Below are 22,017 nucleotides of genomic sequence, written 5' to 3' on the forward strand. Positions count from 1 at the left end.
TCACGCCGCCAGGTGATGCGGCAATCCGGACTTCACCGCGGCGGCGACCGAATCGCCGGTGAGCTCGCCGAGGCGCAGGTAGGTGGCGCGCAGCTCCCTGGCGAACTCGGCGGCCAGACCCAGCCGGACCATGCCGCCTTCACAGTCCACGACCACGCCGGCCACGCCGTCGCGGGCCAGCAGGCGGGCGGCCGCACGGGCCCGCGGGATCGGGTCGGCACCGCCGGTGGCGCGGCCGTCGGTGAGCAGCACGACCATCGCGCGGCGCTGCGGATCGCGGACGTGTTCGCGGGCCACCACCTCGCGCGCCTTCAGCAATCCTTGTGCCAGTGGGGTTTTGCCGCCGGTGCGCAGGCCGGCGAGGCGGCGCACCGCGATATCCACCGAGGAGGTCGGCGGCAGCACCAGTTCGGCCTCGCTGCCGCGCACGGTGATCACGGCGACCTTGTCGCGGCGCTGATAGGCGTCGCGCAGCAGAGCGACCACCGCTCCGGTGACGGCCGAGAGGCGGTCGCGGGCGGCCATCGATCCGGAGGCGTCGACGACGAACACCACCAGATTGCCTTCGCGCCCTTCGCGATACGCGCCACGCAGATCGGTCGCCTCGAGTGTCAGCGGGCCCTCGACGCGGCCACGGGCATGCTGATGCGGCGCGGCGGCGAACAGCGTGCCCAGCAGATGCAGGCCCGCGGAGGTGTCGGTGACCGATCGCACCACCCGGCCGTGCCGGGTGTGGGCGCGTGATCGGCGCCCGGGAGCACCCTCCCCGACTCCCGGTATCTCCCAGTGCGGCGGGCGGGCGGCGGATTTCGCCGGCGCCCCCGCACTGCCCTCGCGGGTGCCACCGCGCGGGCCGCCGCCCGGTGAGTCGGGGCCGTCGTCGTCGGGTCCCCGGTCGTCGGGGCCGCCGTCGGAACCGTTGTTCTCGGGGCCTGCGTCGGTGCCCGTATCGCCCTCGAACTCACGCTCGAGGTCGCTGTCCGAATCGGCTGCGCCGCTCGCAGACTCGTTCTCCGCACGGCTCTGCTCGGAGCGGGCCCGCTCGGCCTCCTGTTCGGCTTCCCGCATGGCGTCGTCGAGTTGTTCGTCGGTGATGCCCGGTTCGTCGAACGGATCGCGCCGGCGGCGATGCGGCAGCGCCAGTTCCGCGGCGATCCGCACGTCTTCGGCTGTCACGCAGTCACTTCCGCGCCAGGCGGCGTGGGCCGTCGCGGTCCGCGCCACCACCAGATCCGCGCGCATGCCGTCGACGTCGAAGGAGGCGCACAGTGCGGCGATCCGGCGCAGTTCGATATCGTCGAGCGCCACCTCGGCGAGGCGTTCGCGGGCGGCGAGAATGCGCTCGGCGACATCGCGATCGGCCGCGGCGTAGGCGGCGGCGAAGCCGTCGGGATCGGCCTCGTAATCGAGCCGGCGGCGCACCACCGCCATCCGCACGTCCACATCGCGCGAAGCCGCGACGTCGACGGTGAGGCCGAACCGGTCCAGCAGCTGCGGGCGGAGTTCGCCCTCCTCCGGATTCATGGTGCCGACCAGGACGAACCGGGCCGGATGCGAATGCGACACGCCGTCACGTTCGATATGCACCCGTCCCATCGCCGCCGCGTCGAGCAGGACGTCGACCAGATGGTCGTGCAGGAGATTCACTTCGTCGACGTACAACACACCGTGATGGGCCGCCGCCAGCAGTCCCGGTCGGAACGCCTGCTCCCCGTCGCGCAGCACCCGCTCCAGATCCAGCGATCCCACGACACGGTCCTCGGTCGCACCCACCGGCAACTCCACCAGGCGGGCCGGCCGCGGCCCACCCTCGTCGGTCACCGGCGGCAACAACTGCGCCAGCGCCCGCACCACGGTCGATTTCGCGGTCCCCTTCTCTCCGCGCACCAGCACGCCGCCGATCCCCGGATGCACGGCGCACAGAATCAGCGCCAGCTGCAGCTGCTCCTGCCCCACGACCGCCGAGAACGGAAACCCCGCCTCACCGTCACGATGCGCGGACACGGCCGATGCGGATTCACCTCGGAAATCGGACACGCCCCCACTGTATGCGCGCCCCATTCCGCCCCCGCACCGGGCTGCCCTGTCGCGCTACAGCCGCCGCCCCGCCGCGATCTGCCGCACCACCAGTGGCAACACCACATGCTCGGCCTCGAGCACCCGCGCGGCCAAGGTCTCGGCGGTGTCGTCCGCGAGCACCGGAACCTCCCCCTGCCCGCCCGCCGAATACGCTGGGCGGGTGCGGGATGTGGTGCGGGGCTTCGGATATCTGGTGCGGGGGCAGCGGTGGGCCGCGGCGCATCGGCGGGAGCTGGGGCTGGGGTTGCTGCCGGGGGTGATCTCGATGGCGCTGTATCTGGGATTGCTGGTGGCGCTGGTGTGGTTCGCGGGGGATCTGGTGGCGTGGGCGACGCCGTTCGCGGCGCACTGGACGTCGCCGTGGCCCGGGCTGCTGCGCGGCGGCCTCGCCGTGCTGCTGGTGCTGCTCGGGATGTTCCTGGCGGTGATCACGTTCACCGCGGTGACGCTGGTGATCGGCCAGCCGTTCTACGAGGCCCTGTCGGAACGGGTGGATCGGTCGCTGTCGGCCGACGGCCTGGCGCCGGAATCGGGACTGCCGCTGTGGCGCGAGGTGTGGATCGGGGTCCGCGACGGGGTGCGCATTCTGATCCGGGCGGCGGTGTGGGGCGTGGTGCTGTTCTGCGCCGGATTCCTGCCGGTCGTGGGGCAGACGGTGATCCCGGTACTCGGAGTCTGCGTGGCCGGGTTCTTCCTGGCTCAGGAACTGACCGCGGTCGCGATGCTGCGCCGCGGAATCGAGCTGCGCGAACATCTCACGATGCTGCGGTCACATCGAATGCTCGTGTGGGGCTTCGGCATTCCGCTGGCGGCCGCATTCCTCGTGCCGTTCGTGGCCGTCGTCCTCATGCCGGGCGCGGTCGCCGGCGCCACGATGCTCGCCCGCGAATTGTGTGGTGCGGACAGCGGTCCGGCGACGAATCCGTTGCGCGACTGACTTTCCCGCGACACGAGAGGGCCCCGCACCCGACGAAGGGGTACGGGGCCGAAATCTCCGTGGTGGATTCGCTACTCAGCCCCGGCGCATGGGGATGTGCGCGATCCCGTCCTCCTCGTACTCCTCGCCGTCGGGCTTGAACCCGTGCTTGGTGTAGAGGTCGACCAGATAGGTCTGGGCGTTCAAACGCACTGTCGCCGAACCGGCTTCGGCGATGGCGGCCTGCAGGACCCGGGTGGTGTAGCCGTGACCGCGCGCCTCGGGAGTGGTGCACAGCCGGCCGATGCGGAACGACTTCACGCCGTTGTTGTGCTCCTCCAGCAGCCGCAGGGTGCAGATGATCTCACCCTCGTCGTCGAGCCAGAAGTGGCGTGTCTCGGGGAGCAGATCGAGCCCGTCCAGTTCCGGATAAGCGCATTTCTGCTCCACGACGAACACTTCGACGCGCAGTTTCAACAGCTTGTACAGCGTCGCGGTATCGAGATCCGCGGCCCACGACCGTTTGAGCGCAACCGTTGACATCATCGCGTCTTGCTATCACATGATTCAGCTGTGCGCGACCCCTGCGGCGATCGGCGTGTTGCCGACCCGGCCGCTGCCGTTGAGATGCAGTGCCTTGGTGGACCAGTCCCACACCTCGTGGAACAGCGCTTGGTTCTCCGACAGCTTCACACCCAGCGACGGCACCATTTCCTTGAGTTTCGGTGTCCAGTCGGCGTATTCGCTCGGGAAGCAGCGCTGCAACACGTCGATCATCGCGCTGACACAGGTGGAGGCGCCGGGCGAGGCGCCGAGCAGTCCGGCGATGGAGCCGTCACCGGCGGTGATCACCGCGGTGCCGAGCTCCAGCACGCCGCCGACGCCCTTGCGCCGGATGATCTGCACGCGCTGACCGGCGGTGATCAGCTCCCAGTCGTGGCCGTCGGCGCGCGGGATGAACTCCTCCATGGTGTTCACCTTGCCCGACGGCGACTTCAGCAGTTCGCTGACCAGGTACTTGACCAGGCCGAGTTCGGTGACGCCGACACCCAGCATCGGGGTGACGTTGCCGGCCCGCACCGACTTGAGCAGGTCGCTGAACTTGCCGTCCTTGAGGAACTTCGGGGTCCAGCCGGCATAGGGGCCGAACAGCAGGCCCGGCTTGCCGTTGATGACCCGAGTGTCCAAGTGCGGCACCGACATCGGCGGCGCGCCGACGGCGGCCTTGCCGTAGACCTTGGCGTCGTGCTGGGCGATGAGCTCGGGGTTGGTGCAGCGCAGGAACTGGCCGCTGACCGGGAATCCGGCGAAGCCCTGGATCTCCTTGATGCCGGCCTTCTGCAGCAGCGGCAGCGCATACCCGCCCGCGCCGACGAAGACGAATTTGGCGTTGATCGTGCGCGAGGTGCGGGTGCGGGTGTTGCGGACCTTGACCGTCCAGCTGCCGTCGGACTGCTTGGACAGGTTGCGCACCTCGTTGCCGAACGCGATCTCCACGCCCGAGGAACCGAGGTAGGCCAGCAGCTGCTTGGTCAGCGATCCGAAGTCGATATCGGTACCGGTCTGGGTCCAGTTCAGCGCGACCGGCTCGGAGAAGTCGCGACCCCGGGCCATCAGCGGCAGGCGCCGGGTGAACTCGTCCGGGCTGTCGATGAATTCCATGCCCTCGAACAGCGGGTGCCGGGCCAGCGCCGCGTGGCGCTTGCGCAGATACTCCACGCCGTCGGCGCCGTGGCAGAAGCTCACGTGCGGAATGGGATTGATGAAGCCCGAGGGGTCGGCGAGCACGCCGTTCTCGGCGCCGTAGGCCCAGAACTGGCGCGACACCTGGAAGCGCTCGTTGATATCGATCGCCTTGGTGATGTCGACCGAACCGTCGGCGGCCTGCGGCGTGTAGTTCAGCTCGCACAGCGCCGAGTGGCCGGTGCCCGCGTTGTTCCACGGGTCGCTGCTCTCGGGCGCGGCCGCGTCCAGCCGCTCGAACATGGTGATCGACCAGTCGGGCTGCAACTGGCGAAGCAGTGCACCCAGGGTGGCACTCATGATGCCGGCACCGATGAGGACTACATCGGTCTTTTCAGTCATCGCAGCGTTCGGCACGGGGTGATCGACTTCCTTGTCCAGCGCGGGCACTTGGTGGGCGGGTAATGAGGTTACCCGCCGTTCACTTCAACTTGATTCTGCCCCTCACCATGCCCGTTTCCGAAACCCTCACACATGCACCTTCGGCACGGCTCGCCGTGCAGGCCCCTGAGCGGGTCGAATATCGTGAAGCTGTGACGAACGAGACGCCGCTGGCCCCGTCGACCACCCACGCCTGGCAGCCCGATGTCCTGGGCGAGGGATATCGGCAGCTGACCATCCCACTCGGCCCCGATCCCGACGGTGAGGGGGTCGTCGAGGCCACCCTGGTCCGCCACGAGCCCGACATCGCCGAGCCGGCCGCCGGCGCCGTGCTGTACGTGCACGGTTTCACCGACTATTTCTTCCAGAAGCACCTCGCCGAGCACATGAGTGCGCGCGGCTACCGCTTCTACGCCCTCGACCTGCGCAAGTGCGGGCGCTCCCGACGCCCCGGGCAGACCGCGCACTACGTCAGCGACCTGCGGCTCTACGACGCGGAACTGGACCGCGCGGTCGAGATCGTGCGCGAGGAGACCGGGTTGCCGGTGCTGCTGATGGCTCACTCCACCGGCGGTCTGGTGCTGCCGCTGTGGCTGAACCGCCGCGACGCCGCCGCCCAGGGCATCACCGGCCTGGTGCTCAACAGCCCGTGGTTCGATCTGCAGGGCCCGGCTTACTACCGCCACATCGGCACCGCCGTGATCGGCGGTGTCGGCCGGTTGCGCGCGATGACACGCCTGCCCGGCGGTGAGCTGAGCACCTACGGCGACAGCCTGCACACCAGCGTCTCCGGCGAATGGGACTACAACCTGGATTGGAAGCCGCTGGGCGGGTTCCCGGTCCATCTGGGCTGGTTGCGCGCCATCCGCAGGGGTCACGCGGAACTGCATCACGGACTCGACGTCGGCGTTCCGGCGCTGATCCTGCGGTCGAAGGTGACGAAGTTCATGCGCGAGTACGGCCCCGCCGCCGATGTGTCGGATGTGGTGCTCGACGTTCGCCAGATTCAGCGCTGGTCGGGATGTCTCGGCGGCCGCACGAACATCGTGCCGATCGAGGGCGCCCGCCACGACGTGTTCCTGTCGGCGCCGGAGGTGCGCGCACACGCGTTCACCGAACTGGACGCCTGGCTGGGCTGGTTGCGGGATTTCCGCGGCGCACACTGAATCACGTTGCCGCGCGGGGTGTTCGCCGATGCGTGCCGTACCGGCGGCGTCAGCGGCACCTTTGACGGGTGCTATCGCGAGCCGGCGCTCACCACAGACCGGAGCGCAGCACGATCTCGGTGGCGAATTCGTGATCGGCCTTGATCGGCACATCGGCGGTGTCGACCTGGGTGACGCGGAATTCGCCGAAGACGTGGCGACCGCAGGAATCGGCGACCGCGCGCGGCAGGTCCTCGGTGGCGATGACGGTGGTGGGCAGTTCCACGGCGGGGCAGGTGGCATCGGCGGCGGTCCCGTCCACGGCGACGGCCGGATGCGGCCGCCCGGCCACCACCAGTCCGACGAAGCGGCCGAAGCCGCGCGCGCCCAGCTGCCAGGCCAGTTCCGCGCCCGCGCCGTACCCGGCCAGGTTGGCCCAGGCCACGCCGAGATCGTCGAGGATCGCATACACCGCGGCCTTGTCCAGGCCGTCGATCGACTCCACCGTGACGGTGCGCAGATCGGAATTGTGCAGTCGCTCGCACACCTGGTCGTAGACGTCGGCCGGAGCTCCGGCGTCGGGTAGCAGCAGCACCGTATGCCTGGACTCCGGCCCGCCGACTCGTACGGTCCAGGCGCGGTCACCGACCGCGATTTGCCGGGTCTCCATGCCGATCCACGCTACACGGGAGCGGGCGGGCGCACGCCATGTCCTCGGCCACGTTCCTGGCCGGTGATGACTCGGATCGCAGCACTGTGAGGTGGGTGGCGCGGGCCCTGATTCGGCCCGCGGGCACACCCGGCGGCCGTGCTCAGCGGCCCACGGTCACCGAGGGCAGCCCCGGGGGCGCCCCGCCGCTGATCAGCCGCTCGAGAGCCGCGACGTCGAGGTGTTTCTCGATGAGGTCGGCGAGCAGGTCCAATTGCGCGGTCCGCACCGCCTCCACACTCGTGTCCGGCGCGACGGCGAATCCGGTGCGCCCGGCCTGCTCGGCGGCCTCGCGCAGCCAGGCGCGGCGGAACTGGTCGGATTCGAGCAGTCCGTGCAGGTGAGTGCCCCGTACCGCATCGCGCACACTGCCTTCGGCGACGCCGCCGGGGTCGTCGTCCGAGCCGGCTCCGGCTACCTCGACCCAGGCCGGATCGCCGCTGCGCCGGACGCGGCCGTGGTGAATCTCGTAGCCCGACAGAGACATTCCGGCCACCGCGCCGCCGGTGGTCGCGCCTCGGCCGGCGCTGCGGCGCAGGACCTTGGGTTCGGTGAACTCGATATCGAGGTCGAGCAGCCCGAGGCCCGCGACCTGCCCGGCCGAGGACTCGACCTCGTCGTCGATGCGGCGACCCAGCATCTGATATCCGCCGCAGATCCCGAGGACCGGCTTGCCCGCCGCGGCGTGCGCGCACACGGCATCGGCGATTCCGGTGCGGCGCAACCAGTTCAGGTCCGAGACCGTGGATTTGCTGCCGGGCACGACGACGACGTCGATTCCGGCCAAGCGCGACGGATCGCTCACCCAGCGCACCGAAACCCCCGGCTCGCACGCCAGCGCCTCGATATCGGTGGAATTGGAGATGCGCGGCAGTCGGATGGCGCCGACGGTCAGCCATTCGGTGCCCACCGGCGGGCGAGGCCGCCCGACCGGGGCGTCGGCGACGGTGCCCAGAGAGTCCTCCGCGTCGATCCACAGCTCGTCGCTGAAGGGCAGGACACCGAGCGTCGGGCGGCCGGTGAGCGCGGTCAGCTGCTCCAGGCCCGGGCGCAGCAACTCCACGTCGCCGCGGAACTTGTTGACGATGTAGCCCGAGATCAGCTGCTGATCCTCGGGGTCGAGAATCGCCACGGTGCCGAACAGATGTGCCAGCACCCCGCCGCGGTCGATATCGCCTACCAGCAGCACCGGCAGCTCCGCCGCGCGCGCGAGACCCATATTCGCCAGATCCGTTGCGCGCAAATTGATCTCGGCGGGCGAGCCGGCGCCCTCGCAGATCACGACATCGAAGTCGGCGCGCAGGGCGGCCAGTTCCCCGGCGACGACCTCGCGCAACCGACGCCGGTGCCGGAAATAGTCGCGGGCTCCCACGGTGTCGACGGCGATGCCCCGCACCACCAGTTGCGAGCGGCGATCGCTGCCGGGTTTGAGCAGGACCGGATTGAACCGCACGCTGGGTTCGAGTCCGCAGGCGCGCGCCTGCAATGCCTGCGCCCGGCCGATCTCGCCCCCGTCCAGGGTGACGACCGAATTGTTGGACATGTTCTGCGCCTTGAACGGCGCCACCCGCACGCCGCGCCGCGCCAGCATGCGGCAGATCCCGGCCACCACCACGCTTTTGCCGGCATCGGAGGTGGTGCCGGCGACCAACAGCGCGCCGTTCACCGCATCACCGCGACGGCCACACCCGCGCATCTCATGGGAGCGTGAGGATTTCGGCGCCTTCCTCGGTCACGACCAGCGTGTGCTCGAATTGCGCGGTCCACTTGCGGTCCTTGGTGACGACGGTCCAGCCGTCGTCCCAGATCTCGTAATCGATGCCGCCGAGGTTGATCATCGGCTCGATGGTGAAGGTCATGCCCGGCTCGATGACCGACTCGATGGCGGGCTGGTCGTAGTGCAGGATCACCAGGCCGCTGTGGAAGGTGGGGCCCACGCCGTGGCCGGTGAAGTCGCGGACCACGCCGTAGCCGAAACGGTTCGCATACGACTCGATGACGCGCCCGATCACGTTCAGCGCCCGCCCCGGTCGCACCGCCTTGATGGCCCGCATGGTGGCCTCGTGGGTGCGCTCCACCAGCAGCCGGGCCTCCTCGTCGACGTCACCGGCGAGAAAGGTGGCGTTGGTATCGCCGTGCACACCGTTGATGTAGGCCGTGACGTCGATATTGACGATGTCGCCGTCCTCGATCACGGTGGAGTCCGGAATGCCGTGGCAGATCACCTCGTTCAGCGAGGTGCAGCAGGATTTGGGGAAGCCCTTGTAACCCAGCGTCGACGGGTAGGCGCCGTGGTCGCAGAGATATTCGTGCACGACCGCGTCGAGGTGATCGGTGGTGACGCCCGGGGCGACGGCTTTACCGGCCTCCTGCAGCGCCTGGGCGGCCAGCTTGCTCGCCAGCCGCATCTTCTCGATGGTCTCCGGCGTCTGCACCCACGGCTCGCGACCCTCGTTGACGGTCTTCTTCCAGGCGTACTCCGGCCGTTCGATCGAGCGCGGCACCTCGCGGACGGGCGAGAGCGTTCCGGGGACGAGCGGCTTGCGGGTGCGCACAGACATGCATTCAGACTATCCGCCCCCGGAGGCGCCCACGGCGGCGACGCCCGCTGTGCGCTGCGGTTACCGGGCGGGCGGCGTGGCGACGCCGCTGACGAGGTCGGTGTAGCCGTCGACCAGTTCGGCGAGGTGGTACCAGTGCTTGTGGGTGGTGTCGCTGCGGGCGCCGTCGCGGTCGATGGCGCGGTTGGCGGCGACCCAGCTGCCGGCCATGCGGTCGACCATCGGCCCGAGGACATCGGTGCGCAGCGCGACGCCGGTGCGATAGCCCGGCAGTTCGCGTTCGACCCATTCGTTGATGTCGTCGATGAGTTCACCGCGGCGGCAGTCGATTTCCGCGATGAGAATCGGGTCGGCGATCTGCGCGCGCCGGGTGTGCAGCTCGGCCAGCGCCCGGGCGGATCGCAACAGTTCGCGGTCCTGGAATCGCCGACCTTGGAAGGCGCACAACAATTGCGGGGCTGCTGGTAACGCACTGGCAATCGAAGTCGTCATCGTCGCACCGTCATCACTGATCTCCGGATTTCGCTCGTCCGTAGTTCGGATCGAATGTGGCGAATCTAAGGGTAGATCGGATTCTGCTCTTGCATATGCAAGAACGCAAGATTGCGTCTGCATTGCCGGAATCACGGTGTGGTCACAGTCTTCCCGAACAAGGATACGCCTGCGACGTGCGGTGATGTCTCGAGAACGACTGTGCCGGCAATCATTTCACGGGGCTGCCGTGGGTGGCCGGAACCCGCGACGGCGCGTCGGCGAGCTCCCGCGGCCCGCTCAGTGCGGCGCTAAACCACGCAAAACGATCTCCATACCTTCTCGAAATTCCTCCTCGGCCGAGATTTCCCGGGCCTGCGTGGCGGTTTCGATGAGATAGGGATAGTCGGCCGAGGGCAGCGACGCGATCGCCGCGGTACCGGCCCCGCCGATCGCCGCATAGTGTTCGTTCTCCAGACAGCCGAGCAGGAAGGCCACCAGCGTCCGCTGAGCTATCACTCGCTCCCGCCCCGTGAAGCCGCCGGCGGTGAGGGCGGCGAGGGTGGCGTCCATCCAGCGCAGCGCGGCCGGACTCGCGTGCCGATGCCGCGGCACCAGCGGAGCCGTCGCCGGGTGCGCCGCGACCGCCGCCCGCATCCGCTCTAGCAGTAACGCCAGTTGCGCCCGCCACGGCGCGTCGACGGGGGTGGACACGTCGACCTCACCGAGCACCCGATCGACGATCAGCACTTCGAGGGCCTCACGGTCGGCGACGTAGCGGTACAGCGCCATGGTGGCCATGCCCAATTCGGCGGCCACCGCACGCATCGTCAGCCCGGGCAGACCCGCGCGGTCGATGACCGCCAGGGCTGCCGCCGACAGGTCCGCGGTGGTCAGCGAGCGAGGACGGGGCACGGATTGACAGCGTACAAGATACGCGCATACTGGTTCGTAGGCGTACTAGGTACACCTACGTAGTGAGGAGCATTAATGTCGCCACCCACCACCGTCGCGAGCCGGACCCTGACCGCGGTCACCGGCACCGAGATTCCCGTCCCGGATCCCGACCGCCTGATCCACCTGCAATTCCGCCGGTTCGCCGGATGTCCCATCTGTCACCGGCATCTGCGCAGCTTCGTCACCCGACACGCCGAGATCGCCGCCGCCGGCATCCGCGAGGTCGCCGTATTCCATTCCCCGGCGGACGAATTGACCGACTACGCCGCCGATATCCCGCTGGAGCTGATCGCCGATCCGGACAAGGCGCTGTATCGCGAATTCGGTGTGGAATCCGCACCCCGCGCACTGCTGCATCCGCGGGCGTGGCCGGGTATCGCGCTGGCGGTCGGCAGCGCCGTCGGCCCGATGGCACGCGGCGAACAACCCACGCCCCGCGGCACGCCGCAGGGCGGTCGCCTCGGCCTGCCCGCCGACTTCCTCATCGCCTCCGACGGCTCCATCGCCGCCGCCCATTACGGCTCACACACCGACGACCAATGGTCGGTCGACGAATTGCTCTCCTACGCAAAGGAATTCCGCTCATGATGACCATCGAACTGTTCGTCTCCGGGTCCACACCGACGCGCGAGCGCCGCGCCGCCCTGGCCGAACGCATCCTGCACGCCCTGACCACCGGCGAATCCGCACCCGAGCAGGTCCTCGCTCGCGCCCGGGAGTTGACCCACGTGCTGATCCACACGCCGGAGGTGTGGGCGACCGGCGGTCCCGATCCCTCGACCGCACCGCGTTATCTGGCCCGCGTGACGGTGCCCGGGTCCTGGAGCAACACGGAAGGATTCGGCGCGCACCTGATCGCGGCGATCACCGAGGCCGTCGCCGCGACCGAACCGGATCCGGACCGGCTGTCCCGGGACCCGCATTGCCTGGTGCAGATCATCGGCCTGCGCGAGGGCAATGTCGGCACGCTGGGACATGCGACCTCCGGAACCGAGATCACCCGGCTGATCACCCAGGACTACCACCCGGCCGAGGATCACCGGGACGTGCCCGACGGCCATGTGATCGATCCGGTGTGCGGTATGACCGTGGAGTGGGCGACCGCGCGCTTCACCCTGACGCACGACGGTGTCGACTACGCCTTCTGCGCGCCGGGCTGCCGGAAGGCCTTCGCCGAGGAGCATTCGATCACCGCAGGCGGCTGAACCGGTCCGGCCGGATCAGCTCGTACTCGCGTGCATCTCCCAGATCAGCACCTCACTCGGCGCCACGGCCGTGATGCGCTGCCCGCCGGTGCCCGTGGTGCGTACCGCGTCACCGGCGGACAGGGTGGTCCGCTCGTCCGGGCCCTCGAAGGCGACTGTTCCGCGGGCCACGAAGACATGACCGAACGGCGCCTCCGGCACCAGCACCGAACGGCCCGGGTCCAGCCGTGCGACGTGGAAGGCCGCGTAGCGGTTGCCGAGGGTGATCGCCGTCTCGGCGCGATGGCGAGGTATTCCGGATGCGACGGTGACCAGCTCGTTGCGTGACAGGTCGGCCTCGACGTCGGATTCCTGATAACCCGGCGCGCGGCCGGCCTCGTCCGGCGGTATCCACATCTGCACCACGTGCAGGTTCGCCCGCTCGCCGTACCCCGCACCGTTGCGTTCGGAATGCAGGATTCCGGTTCCCGCGCTCATGCGCTGGGCCAGGCCCGGACGGATCAGGCCCGAGTGCCCCTCCGAATCCTGGTGCACCACAGTGCCTTCCAGCACCCAGGTCACGATCTCGGTATTCAGATGCTGATGGGTGTCGAAACCGGCACCGGCCTCGACGACATCCTCGTTGTGCACCAGCAACATTCCGTGCGCATGGGCGGCGAGATCGAAATTCCCGGTCGCGGGAAACGACTGCCGGGAATCGAGCCATTCGTTCCGCCAGCCGTATCGCTGGCCGGATCGTACGATCCGCACCGCCTCCGCTGCTGTCGGCGCCATGGCGATCGACCTCCGTTCCACCCGTGTTCTCCTGCTGCAATCCCCGGGCAATCGTGGATATTCCCGGGTGGGAACGACCGCGCCGGAACCCGCGGGACGGGCGGTATGCTCGCCCGACCGTTCCCGAATCCGTGGAACGTGCTCGAGCGTCCCGAATCTCACGAGGAGTACGCGCGCGATGGCAGGTAAACGCACGGTGCTGACGGTTCAGTTGCGGCGGTTGGCCGCACTGCTGTCGGAGATGCGTGAGCAGGCGGGGATCAGCAAGGAGGTGGTCAGCGCCCGCACCGGCATCAACGTCACCACGCTCTACCGGATCGAAACCGCGCAGGCGCGCCCGCAGCGGCGCACCCTCACCGCGATGCTCGACCTGTACGGCATCGGCGAACCGCAACGCTCCGACGCGGTGCAGTTGCTCATGGAAGCGCAGAAACCGGGCATGTCGCGGCCGTTCGAGGCGGCCGTCTCGGAGGTCTACGCCGCCTACATCAATTTCGAGACCGAGGCGCTGTCGGCGCGACTGTTCCAGACCTCGTTCATCCCCGGCCTGTTGCAGACCGAGCGCTACGCGTGGGCGGTCCTGGATACCGCGATGCCCAAGGTCGAGACGTCGGTGATCGAACAGCGCCTGCGGGCCCGGGTGGAGCGTTCGAAGGTGCTGACCCGCGACGGTAATCCCCTGGAGTTGTGGGTGGTCCTCGACGAGGCCGCGATCCGGCGGGTCGTCGGCGGGCCCGAGGTGATGCGCGAACAGTTGCTGCGGCTCACCGAGGACACCGACAAGCGCAATGTCATCCTGCAAGTGCTCCCGTTCGGCGCGGGTGCGCACCCGGCGATGGTCGGCTCCTTCGTCGTCCTCGACTTCCCCGATCCGGCCGACCCCGAACTGGTCTACGTCGAGGGGATCGCCGGCGACGATATCGTGGAGGGCCACAACGAGATTCGTCGCTTCGGCGTGATGTTCGACCAGCTGCGCGCGATGGCCCTGAGTCCGCGCGACTCCGCGGAGATGATCAACGAGATCGCCGAGGGCCTGCGCTGAGCGATGCCGGCGCGGCGCCGGTCACTGCCGGCTGGCGCGCCGGAATCCGACCGCCGCCGGCACGGCGAAGACGACCATCGCACCGACCGACCATCCCACCGTCGCCCACAGCGGCCCGCGCGCCGGCTCGCCGAGCGCCAGCGCGCGCATCGAGTCGATCGCCGTGGACATCGGCTGGTGTTCCACGATCGGCTGTGCCCAGCCGGGATAGGCCTCCAGTGGAACGAATCCGGTGCTGAAGAACATCAGCAGCGAGGAGCCGAGCGAAATGGCCTCCACCACGAACGTCTTCGCCGAATACACCGCGACGGCCGTCACCATCGTGGCGAATCCCAGTCCGTAGAGCAGCGGCACGCCGAGCACCGCGAGCGCGGCGGCCGGACGATGGAACCGGAAACCGAGCGCCATACCCACCGCGAACAGCACCACCGTGCACAGCACGATCCGGGCGACCTCGGCGAGCAGCCGCGACAGCAGTCCCGAGGCGCGATGGACCGGCAGCGCCCAGAAGCGGCCCAGCAGACCCGCATCCCGTTCGCGGCCGAGCGTCACCGCCCCCGCCAGCGATCCCGACATCACCGACACCACGGTCACCATCGGAACAGAACCGTAGAGCGCGTCGACGCCTGAGAACGAGGAGATCTGCCGACCGAGCACCGTATTCAGCATCACCAGCAGCAGCGCCGGGAAGACCAGGATCTGCGCCGTCGTGAGCGGATCGCGGCGCCAGCGCCGCAACAGCCGGCCGGTCTGCACCAGGGTCTGCGGCAGCAGATATCGCCAGCGCTCGGTATCCACCTGCACGGTCGCCAGTTCGCGCACCGCGGTGTCCGCCCGCGTCATCGCTGCCGCCGCACGGCCAGCACCACCGAACCGCCGCCGAAGACCAGCAGCCCGGCGGCCGTCCACACCACACCCGGTCCGACCGTCGACCGGTCCACCGCTGTCGCGAAACCCGGCTGGTCACCCGCGAGCGCCCGCATCGCGTCGACGAATTGCGACACCGGCTGATTCCGCGCGAAACCCTGGATCCACGGCGGGAATTGGGAGGCCGGCGCGAACCCGGTGGACACCATGCCGAGGATCAACTGCGGCAGCATCAGCACCTGGGTGGTGGCCTCCGGCGATTTCGACAATGCCCCCAGCAGATCGCCGAACAGTCCCAGCATCAGCCCGACCGACACCGCGAACAGGCCGAAGCCGACTGTTTCCCAGAAGCTTCCGCCGAACCGGAAGCCGATCACGTGCGCGGCCAGCAGCGCCGCCACCAAGGCGATCGTGATGCGGTATCCGGTGGCGGCGGTGCGGGCGACCAGCGGCGCGATCGGCGGAATCGGCATGGTCGCCAGCCGGGCGTCGAGACCGTCGCGGGCGTCGACCGCCGCGCGCAGCGCGGCCGCGGTCGCGCAGAACGACACCGCCTGCATGACGATCATCGGCATCAGGAACTGGGCGTAGCTGCTCGCGCCGTGCCCGGCGAAGCTCATCACCCGATTCAGCGGAACGTAGAAGCCGACGGTGAACACCGTCGGCGCCAGCACCGCGGTGAGCACCTCACCGTTGCGCAGCGAGGGCCGGATCTGGCGGCGGGTCAGCACCCAGCACGGCAGCCACCAGCCGCGCAGCACGGCATGCGTGCCCCGCCGCGGCACCGGCTGGATTCGCACTGTCATTGCCTGCTCCGTTCGCACGCGGTCGGCATCCGTCCATCACACCAGACACCGGGCCGCCGCCGCGCGATCTCGGCGCGAGCGGGGCCCGATTCGCGGTGTATGTCGCGGCTTACCCCGTCTCGTCCCGGACGAACCGGACTCTGCCGCGTGGTCGTCCCACCCTCGGCACCGCGGGGAACTATGCTGTGCGCCGTGCTCGAACCCCAACCCGCCGTCGCGCCCCATCCGGATATCGCCCATCTGGCTCCGCTGCTGGGCACCTGGCGGGGCTCCGGCCACGGGGAGTATCCGACCATCGAGCCGTTCGACTATCACGAGGAGATCCGATTCGGCCACGTCGGCCGGCCGTTCCTCACCTATCGGCAGCGCACCCGCCACGCCGGCGACGGCCGCTCGCTGCACGCCGAAACCGGCTACCTGCGCTCGACCGGCGCGGACCGGGTGGAGCTGATCCTCGCGCACCCCACCGGTATCACCGAGATCTGCGAGGGGCGCATCGCGGTCGTCGAGGACGGACTGCGGCTCGAGCTCGATTCCACTCATATCGGCACCTCGAGTACCGCGAAATCGGTCACCGCGCTGGGCCGCTCGATTCATCTGTCCGGGGACACGATCGACTACAAGCTGCGAATGGCGGCCGTCGGGCAACCGACGCAACATCATTTGTCGGCCAGCTTGCGCCGAGCTGAACAGAATTAAGAATTGACGGTATAACCAGGCTTTTCGTGGTCTCTTCCGCTGCGGGTTCCGGCGCAGGGGGTTGTCGGCGCGCGGCTCTCCGGTTTACGGTTTTCCGGGTCGGCTAATAGTCGGCGAACCGATGGTTCGATGCCAGTGGCTCTCACTCACCGATAAGGGAGAAGACCATGAAGCGTTCGACGCTCACGCTGATCACCGCGGGGATGATCCTCGCCGGGACCGGGGCCGTGGAGATTCTGGGAGACGGTTCGGCCGGGGCGTCACCCCCGACCGAGCACGCGACCTCGGCCACCGTCGGTGGAACGGAGGTGCAGGGACAATAAACGGCTCACGAACGTCACCGCTTTCACCCCCGTGACCGGACGCCACCGAGCGTCCGGTCACGTGTATTCAGGGGGCTCCCGAAAATCTTCGTCCGCACGGCGCGCACACGCCCCGGCTCAGGCACTCCCCGGTGGCAGAGCAGCCAGCATATCCCTGGTGACCGCGACCGCATTGTCCGAACTCCCGCCGCGGACCAGCAGCGTCGCCCACGCGAGATCGCCGCGATAGCCGATGAACCACGAATGCGATCCGCCGTCGACCTCCGCCTCACCGGTCTTGCCGAACACCTCGCCCTGGTCGGCGATCCGCTCGGCGGTACCGCCGGTGACCACCTTGCGCATCATCGCCTGCAGGCCCTCCACCACCTGCGGCGACAGGCTCGGCCGGTCGCCGTGGACGGCCGTCTCGTGCCCGGAGATCAGATACGGCGTCGGCGCCGACCCGTGCGCGACCGTCGCCGCCACCAGCGCCATGCCGAACGGGCTGACCACCACCCTGCCCTGGCCGATCCCGTCCTCGGTGCGAACCACCTCGTCGTCGGCGCGCGGCACCGAACCCGACACGGTCGGCAACCCGGCCACGGTGTAGTCCGGGCCCACCCCCATCCGCGCCGCCGCGTCGGTCAGGGCCGCACCGGGCAGTTCGCTGGCCAATTTCGCGAAGGCCGTATTGCAGGACCGCTCGTACGCCGTCGACATCGGCACATCGCCGAGGGAGAACAGGTCGTAGTTGGGAATTGTCCGCTCCCCCACCACGATTCGGCTCGGACACGGCACGACGGTATCCGGATTCGCGATGTCCGCGGTCATCGCGGCCGCGGCGGTGACGGTCTTGAAGGTGGAGCCGGGCGGATACAGTCCGGTCGTCGCGACCGGCCCGTCGGTGTCGGCGGCCTCGTTCTGCGCCACCGCGAGGATCGCTCCGGTGGAGGGCTGGATCACCACCATCATGGTCTGCTCGCGGCGCGGGTCGACGGCCCGCTGCGCGGCGTTCTGCACGGTGCGGTCGATACTCAGCGAGAACGACGGGGCCGGTTGCGGCGCAACCTCTTTCAGCACATCGGTATCGACGCCGTCGGCATTGACGGTGACCACACTCCAGCCCGCCTTGCCGTCGACCTCGTCGATGACGGTCTTGCGGATCTGCGTCATCAGATCGGGCGCGAAATGCCGGTCGGTGGGAAGCAGATCCCACTGCCGGTCGGTGGTCACTCCGGGCAGGCCCAGCAACTGTCCGCTGACCTGGTCGAATTCCCAATCGCTGAGGCCCAGGACGAGAGTGGGACCGTGTTGTTTCCGGGCGGCGGCCAGGATCGCGTCGGTGGTCAGGGTGTCGTCGAACTGTTTGAGCGCGGCCGACAGCGCTCCGGCCACATAGCCCGGATCCGGGGCGTCGGACACCGCGAACGAAATCCGGTGCACGACCCCCGGAACCAGGACGTCGCTGCCGGATCGTTCGTTGACCCGGGCCCGCGGAGCCGCAGTGGTGCGCAGGTGCAGGCTTTGGGTGTCACCCAGTTTCGGATGGATGTCCGAGGCGCTCCAGCGCACCTTCCACTGCCCGTCGCTGCGCCCCATCTGCAACTGGCCGGAGTAGCTCCAGGCGCGGTCCCTCGGCAGTGTCCACTCGTAGGTGTAGTCGACGGTGGCGGTGTCGCCGGTGACGCGCGCGGATCCGGTGTGCGCGGTCAGGTGCTGCGCCTGCAGGTTCTGCCACGCCGAAGCCAATGCCGCCGAGGCCTTCTCGGGCTGCGTGGTCAGATCGGCGGCGTGCGCCGCGTCCTGCCGGGCGAAGGCGGACAGGAAGGAGTCGGCGGCGGCGACCGGACCCTGCGGTCCGGAGGAACACGCGCTCGCCGTCACCACGACGGCGGCGGCCGCACCCAGCACCAGTGCGCGCGGCGCACATCTCGACTTCCACATTGCCACCGATGGTAGCCAGCCGGTCGCTGGTAAACGTTGCGACACACTGGTTTTGCACAGTAAGCGGGGAATCCCGCGCGCTCAGTCCACGAGGATCGTCGCGAATGTCGCGACCTGATGGAAGCCGACCTTGGCGTACGCGCGGCGGGCGACCTCGTTGTAGGAGTTCACGTACAGGCTCGCGGTGCGCCCGGCCGCGACCACCGCGTCGGCGACCGCGGCCGTCCCGGCGGTGCCGAGACCGCGACCCCGCCACTGCGGATGGACCCACACGCCCTGGATCTGACCGGTCCGCCGCGACATCGCCCCGACCTCGGCCTTGTAGACGACCTGGCCGTCCTCGAAGCGCGCCCACGCGCGGCCCGCCTCGATGAGGCTCGCCACCCGGCGCCGGTATCCGCGCCCGCCGTCGCCGGCCCGCGGATCGACGCCGATCTCCTCGGTGAACATCGCGACCGCGGCGACCAGATACCGTTCCAGCTCGTCGCTGCGCACGCGACGCACCTTCGGATCGGGAATGGCGCGGGCGCGGCCGTCGAGGGCCAGCAGCGGCTGATCGGCGCGGATCTCACGCGGCGGACCCCACCGCTGTTCCAGCGTCTCCCACAGCGGCAGCGCCAATTCCTGGCGGCCCACCACCGAGGAGCACACCCGCGGCCACCGGGCCGCGCGGTCGGCGAAGGCCCGCATATCGTCGGTCGTTCCGCGCAACGGCACCAGATTGGCGCCGGAGAAACACAGCGAATCCGCCGGGGTACGCCGCGTCCACAATTCCCCGCCGCCGCGGTTGTCCAGGCCGTATTCCTGCAGACGCGCGGCAACCATGCACCCGGCCACCGGATCGGTGTCCAGCACTTCCAGCACCTGCGCCAGATCGCGATCCGCGAGCTGACGAGCACCGGAAATCCGTGACCGGCGCGACGGTTCCAGCACACTCCGCACGCTCCCAGCCTGCCATGAACGACGCCTGCGTGCGGGGGCTTTGCTCGGCTCCAAGGGCAGAATGCGCCCGGCGCGCAACACGCCCGCTCCCCTGTCCGCGTCCGGCGGTCAGCCGACGGTCACGACGGGCTCGCCGTTCTCGGCGCCGGTACCCATCTCGTCGGCGATGCGCATGGCCTCTTCGATCAGCGTCTCCACGATCTGGTGTTCCGGCACGGTCTTGATGACCTCGCCCTTCACGAAGATCTGGCCCTTGCCGTTACCGGAGGCGACACCCAGATCGGCCTCACGAGCCTCACCGGGACCGTTGACCACACAGCCCATGACCGCCACCCGCAGCGGCACCTCGAGACCCTCCAGACCCGCGGTGACCGCGTTGGCGAGGGAGTAGACGTCGACCTGCGCACGTCCGCAGGACGGGCAGGACACGATCTCGAGTTTGCGCGGACGCAGATTCAGCGACTGCAGGATCTGCCCGCCGACCTTGACCTCCTCGGCGGGCGGCGCGGACAGCGAGACCCGGATGGTGTCGCCGATGCCCTCGCTGAGCAGGGCGCCGAAGGCCACCGCCGATTTGATCGTGCCCTGGAAGGCCGGCCCGGCCTCGGTGACGCCCAGGTGCAGCGGGTAGTCGCACTGTGCGGCCAGCTGCCGGTAGGCCTCGACCATGACCACCGGATCGTTGTGCTTGACCGAGATCTTGATATCGCCGAAGCCGTGCTCCTCGAACAGGCTCGCCTCCCACAGCGCCGACTCCACCAGCGCCTCTGGGGTGGCCTTGCCGTATTTCTCGAGCATGCGCTTGTCCAGCGAGCCCGCGTTCACGCCGATCCGGATCGGGATCCCGGCGGCACCGGCGGCCTTGGCGACCTCCTTGACCCGGCCGTCGAACTCCTTGATGTTGCCCGGATTGACGCGCACGGCGGCACAGCCGGCATCGATCGCGGCGAAGATGTAGCGGGGCTGGAAGTGGATGTCCGCGATCACCGGGATCTGCGACTTCTTCGCGATCATCGGCAGCGCGTCGGCGTCCTCCTGCCGCGGGCAGGCCACGCGCACGATGTCACAGCCCGAGGCGGTCAGTTCCGCGATCTGCTGCAGCGTGGCGTTCACGTCGTGGGTCTTGGTCGTGGTCATCGACTGGACGGAGATGGGGTGATCACTGCCCACTCCCACCGTGCCCACCATCAGCTGGCGCGTCTTACGCCGCGGTGCGAGGACCGCCGCCGGTGCGGCCGGCATCCCCAGGGTGATGGCTGTGCTCACGTTCGGCTGCCTACTTTCGTCTGCGTCTGGTGCACCCGTTCGTTGCCGAGTCTAGTGCGGGCGGTATGAGAGCGACCTGTGAGAGCACCGACACCCCGGCCGGTGAACCACGCACTCATGGTGCGCCACCACCGCCGAACGACTGTGACCAGGACAGTACCGTCGCCGGGCCGAGCTGCCCGGCACACCCGGTATGCCCGGTCATCCGCGTTTTTCCGCCCGGATGCCGAGGTGGTTACCGTGGACGAGCCGAAGACCGGCAAGCACCGTCGCGTTCAGGAGGATTCACCGGATGTACATCCCGCGACCACGTGTCGGGCGGCGCTGACCGTGCGCCTGGCGATGACTCCCGAACTGCCCGCCGACCCGGAAGCGGCTGCGGCACTGCAGGAACGATTGCGCGATTCGGTGCTCACCCACGACCCGCGGCCGCCGAGCTTTCGCACCGTCGCGGGCCTGGATTCGGCCTACGACGAGTCCGGCGCGGTCGTCGCCGCCGTCGTGGTCCTCGATCTCGACACGATGGCGACCGTCGACACCGCCGTCGCCCGCGGCAGGACGCGGTTTCCGTACGTGCCCGGCCTGCTCGCGTTCCGGGAACTGCCGACCACCCTGGCCGCGCTGGAACGCCTCGAGACTACGCCCGACCTGCTGGTCTGCGACGGCCAGGGCATCGCCCACCCGCGGCGCTTCGGGCTGGCGTGCCATCTGGGGGTGCTGACCGGCCTGCCGTCGATCGGCGTCGCCAAGACGGTGTGGGGTCGATGCGACGAGCCCGATGCCGCGCGGGGTTCGGTATCCGACATCACCGTGGACGGCGAGGTGGTCGGCCGGGCGCTGCGCACCCAACCCGGGATCAAACCGGTGTACGTGTCGGTGGGCCATCGCATCTCCCTCGACACCGCATGCGCCCAGGTTCTCGCGCTCGCACCGAAGTACCGCCAGCCGGAAACCACCCGCCGCGCCGACCATCTGTGCCGAACACTGTTGCGCGACACCGTCGCTCGCGGCTAGGGAAGCGCCCCGGCACAGCGGGCGAGGAGCGCTGGGTGGCAGCATCGAGCCAGCCTACGAATACGGCCATTGGCAACTTCATCGCTAATTAACGATTCACGTTGCGCGGACCCGCGAGATTCGCCGAACGCCACCGCCACCCGGAGCGACGGACATCAGTGTCCGGGCGGCGCCAGAGTCGAATGTCACCTCGT

General features: G+C 69.1%; 22 protein-coding genes. 8 read left to right on the forward strand and 14 right to left on the reverse strand.

Going from position 1 to position 22,017, the window contains the following annotated elements; genetic code table 11:
• Entirely contained in the window at positions 1-2,037 is a 2,037-nt protein-coding gene (locus tag ACPCUW_RS17995) for a magnesium chelatase subunit D family protein (protein WP_423426025.1), read from the reverse strand.
• Positions 2,038-2,239: 202 nt separating this feature from the next.
• Between ACPCUW_RS17995 and ACPCUW_RS18000 the strand changes: the two genes are divergently transcribed.
• Positions 2,240-3,016: an EI24 domain-containing protein gene (locus tag ACPCUW_RS18000; RefSeq protein WP_423426026.1), complete on the forward strand. Its 777-nt coding sequence runs from the start codon at positions 2,240-2,242 to the stop codon at positions 3,014-3,016.
• A 75-nt stretch (positions 3,017-3,091) separates the two neighbouring features.
• On the opposite strand, the gene ACPCUW_RS18005 is transcribed toward ACPCUW_RS18000, so the two are convergent.
• Entirely contained in the window at positions 3,092-3,541 is a 450-nt protein-coding gene (locus ACPCUW_RS18005) for a GNAT family N-acetyltransferase (protein WP_030513138.1), read from the reverse strand.
• Between the two features lie 21 nt (positions 3,542-3,562).
• Entirely contained in the window at positions 3,563-5,080 is a 1,518-nt protein-coding gene (gene mqo, locus ACPCUW_RS18010; protein ID WP_423426029.1) for a malate dehydrogenase (quinone), read from the reverse strand.
• A 191-nt stretch (positions 5,081-5,271) separates the two neighbouring features.
• Between mqo and ACPCUW_RS18015 the strand changes: the two genes are divergently transcribed.
• Positions 5,272-6,285: an alpha/beta hydrolase gene (locus tag ACPCUW_RS18015; protein ID WP_423426030.1), complete on the forward strand. Its 1,014-nt coding sequence runs from the start codon at positions 5,272-5,274 to the stop codon at positions 6,283-6,285.
• Between the two features lie 88 nt (positions 6,286-6,373).
• Here ACPCUW_RS18015 and ACPCUW_RS18020 read toward each other — a convergent pair whose 3' ends face one another.
• From ACPCUW_RS18020 to ACPCUW_RS18040, 5 genes are all read right to left on the reverse strand, one after another.
• The gene (locus ACPCUW_RS18020; RefSeq protein ID WP_423426031.1) at positions 6,374-6,934 is read right to left on the reverse strand and encodes an alpha/beta hydrolase; all 561 of its coding nucleotides are present in this window, start codon (positions 6,932-6,934) and stop codon (positions 6,374-6,376) included.
• A gap of 142 nt (positions 6,935-7,076) precedes the next feature.
• Positions 7,077-8,669 carry a cobyric acid synthase gene (locus tag ACPCUW_RS18025; protein ID WP_423426033.1) on the reverse strand — a complete coding sequence of 531 codons (1,593 nt, stop codon included), beginning with the start codon at positions 8,667-8,669 and terminating at the stop codon, positions 7,077-7,079.
• Between the two features lies 1 nt (position 8,670).
• The gene (gene map, locus ACPCUW_RS18030; protein WP_062962466.1) at positions 8,671-9,534 is read right to left on the reverse strand and encodes a type I methionyl aminopeptidase; all 864 of its coding nucleotides are present in this window, start codon (positions 9,532-9,534) and stop codon (positions 8,671-8,673) included.
• A 60-nt stretch (positions 9,535-9,594) separates the two neighbouring features.
• Positions 9,595-10,026 carry a hypothetical protein gene (locus ACPCUW_RS18035; protein WP_030513131.1) on the reverse strand — a complete coding sequence of 144 codons (432 nt, stop codon included), beginning with the start codon at positions 10,024-10,026 and terminating at the stop codon, positions 9,595-9,597.
• A 279-nt stretch (positions 10,027-10,305) separates the two neighbouring features.
• Complete coding sequence (locus ACPCUW_RS18040) at positions 10,306-10,920, reverse strand: TetR/AcrR family transcriptional regulator (RefSeq protein WP_064903965.1); 615 nt, start codon at positions 10,918-10,920, stop codon at positions 10,306-10,308.
• Between the two features lie 75 nt (positions 10,921-10,995).
• Between ACPCUW_RS18040 and ACPCUW_RS18045 the strand changes: the two genes are divergently transcribed.
• Entirely contained in the window at positions 10,996-11,550 is a 555-nt protein-coding gene (locus ACPCUW_RS18045) for a peroxiredoxin-like family protein (RefSeq protein WP_423426036.1), read from the forward strand.
• Positions 11,547-12,167 carry a YHS domain-containing protein gene (locus tag ACPCUW_RS18050; RefSeq protein WP_063014923.1) on the forward strand — a complete coding sequence of 207 codons (621 nt, stop codon included), beginning with the start codon at positions 11,547-11,549 and terminating at the stop codon, positions 12,165-12,167. The genes ACPCUW_RS18045 and ACPCUW_RS18050 overlap by 4 nt, the downstream gene beginning before the upstream one ends.
• Positions 12,168-12,182: 15 nt before the next feature.
• Here ACPCUW_RS18050 and ACPCUW_RS18055 read toward each other — a convergent pair whose 3' ends face one another.
• The gene (locus tag ACPCUW_RS18055; protein ID WP_064903961.1) at positions 12,183-12,941 is read right to left on the reverse strand and encodes a pirin family protein; all 759 of its coding nucleotides are present in this window, start codon (positions 12,939-12,941) and stop codon (positions 12,183-12,185) included.
• Positions 12,942-13,119: 178 nt separating this feature from the next.
• Here ACPCUW_RS18055 and ACPCUW_RS18060 point away from each other — a divergent pair, with 178 nt between their 5' ends.
• A complete protein-coding gene (locus tag ACPCUW_RS18060; RefSeq protein WP_062962471.1) occupies positions 13,120-13,983 on the forward strand; it encodes a helix-turn-helix domain-containing protein in 864 nt (287 codons plus the stop codon).
• Between the two features lie 21 nt (positions 13,984-14,004).
• Here the strand turns inward: ACPCUW_RS18060 and ACPCUW_RS18065 are convergent, their stop codons facing one another.
• Both ACPCUW_RS18065 and ACPCUW_RS18070 read right to left on the reverse strand, forming a co-directional pair.
• On the reverse strand, positions 14,005-14,826 hold the full coding sequence (locus ACPCUW_RS18065; protein WP_082857051.1) for an ABC transporter permease: 822 nt from the start codon (positions 14,824-14,826) through the stop codon (positions 14,005-14,007).
• Positions 14,823-15,656, reverse strand: a complete 834-nt coding sequence (locus ACPCUW_RS18070) for an ABC transporter permease (protein WP_423426040.1) — start codon at positions 15,654-15,656, stop codon at positions 14,823-14,825. The genes ACPCUW_RS18065 and ACPCUW_RS18070 overlap by 4 nt, the downstream gene beginning before the upstream one ends.
• Positions 15,657-15,836: 180 nt before the next feature.
• On the opposite strand from ACPCUW_RS18070, the gene ACPCUW_RS18075 reads away from it, so the two are divergent.
• Together ACPCUW_RS18075 and ACPCUW_RS18080 are read left to right on the forward strand one after the other, a co-directional pair.
• Positions 15,837-16,355 (forward strand): peroxynitrite isomerase, encoded by a 519-nt coding sequence (locus ACPCUW_RS18075; protein WP_063014929.1) that lies wholly within the window; start codon positions 15,837-15,839, stop codon positions 16,353-16,355.
• A gap of 167 nt (positions 16,356-16,522) precedes the next feature.
• Positions 16,523-16,678 (forward strand): hypothetical protein, encoded by a 156-nt coding sequence (locus ACPCUW_RS18080; RefSeq protein WP_156055460.1) that lies wholly within the window; start codon positions 16,523-16,525, stop codon positions 16,676-16,678.
• 117 nt (positions 16,679-16,795) lie between these two features.
• Here the strand turns inward: ACPCUW_RS18080 and ACPCUW_RS18085 are convergent, their stop codons facing one another.
• The 3 genes from ACPCUW_RS18085 to ispG all read right to left on the reverse strand — a co-directional run bounded on the left by ACPCUW_RS18085 (position 16,796) and on the right by ispG (position 20,785).
• Positions 16,796-18,601 carry a penicillin-binding transpeptidase domain-containing protein gene (locus ACPCUW_RS18085; protein WP_423426042.1) on the reverse strand — a complete coding sequence of 602 codons (1,806 nt, stop codon included), beginning with the start codon at positions 18,599-18,601 and terminating at the stop codon, positions 16,796-16,798.
• Between the two features lie 81 nt (positions 18,602-18,682).
• On the reverse strand, positions 18,683-19,543 hold the full coding sequence (locus tag ACPCUW_RS18090) for a GNAT family N-acetyltransferase (protein ID WP_082857053.1): 861 nt from the start codon (positions 19,541-19,543) through the stop codon (positions 18,683-18,685).
• Positions 19,544-19,651: 108 nt separating this feature from the next.
• On the reverse strand, positions 19,652-20,785 hold the full coding sequence (ispG, locus tag ACPCUW_RS18095) for a flavodoxin-dependent (E)-4-hydroxy-3-methylbut-2-enyl-diphosphate synthase (protein ID WP_423426136.1): 1,134 nt from the start codon (positions 20,783-20,785) through the stop codon (positions 19,652-19,654).
• Positions 20,786-21,049: 264 nt separating this feature from the next.
• Here ispG and nfi point away from each other — a divergent pair, with 264 nt between their 5' ends.
• Positions 21,050-21,823: a deoxyribonuclease V gene (gene nfi / locus ACPCUW_RS18100; protein ID WP_423426044.1), complete on the forward strand. Its 774-nt coding sequence runs from the start codon at positions 21,050-21,052 to the stop codon at positions 21,821-21,823.
• Positions 21,824-22,017: the final 194 nt, after the last annotated feature.

This window comes from Nocardia sp. AB354 (assembly GCF_049538315.1).
Classification (GTDB): Bacteria; Actinomycetota; Actinomycetes; order Mycobacteriales; family Mycobacteriaceae; genus Nocardia; species Nocardia nova.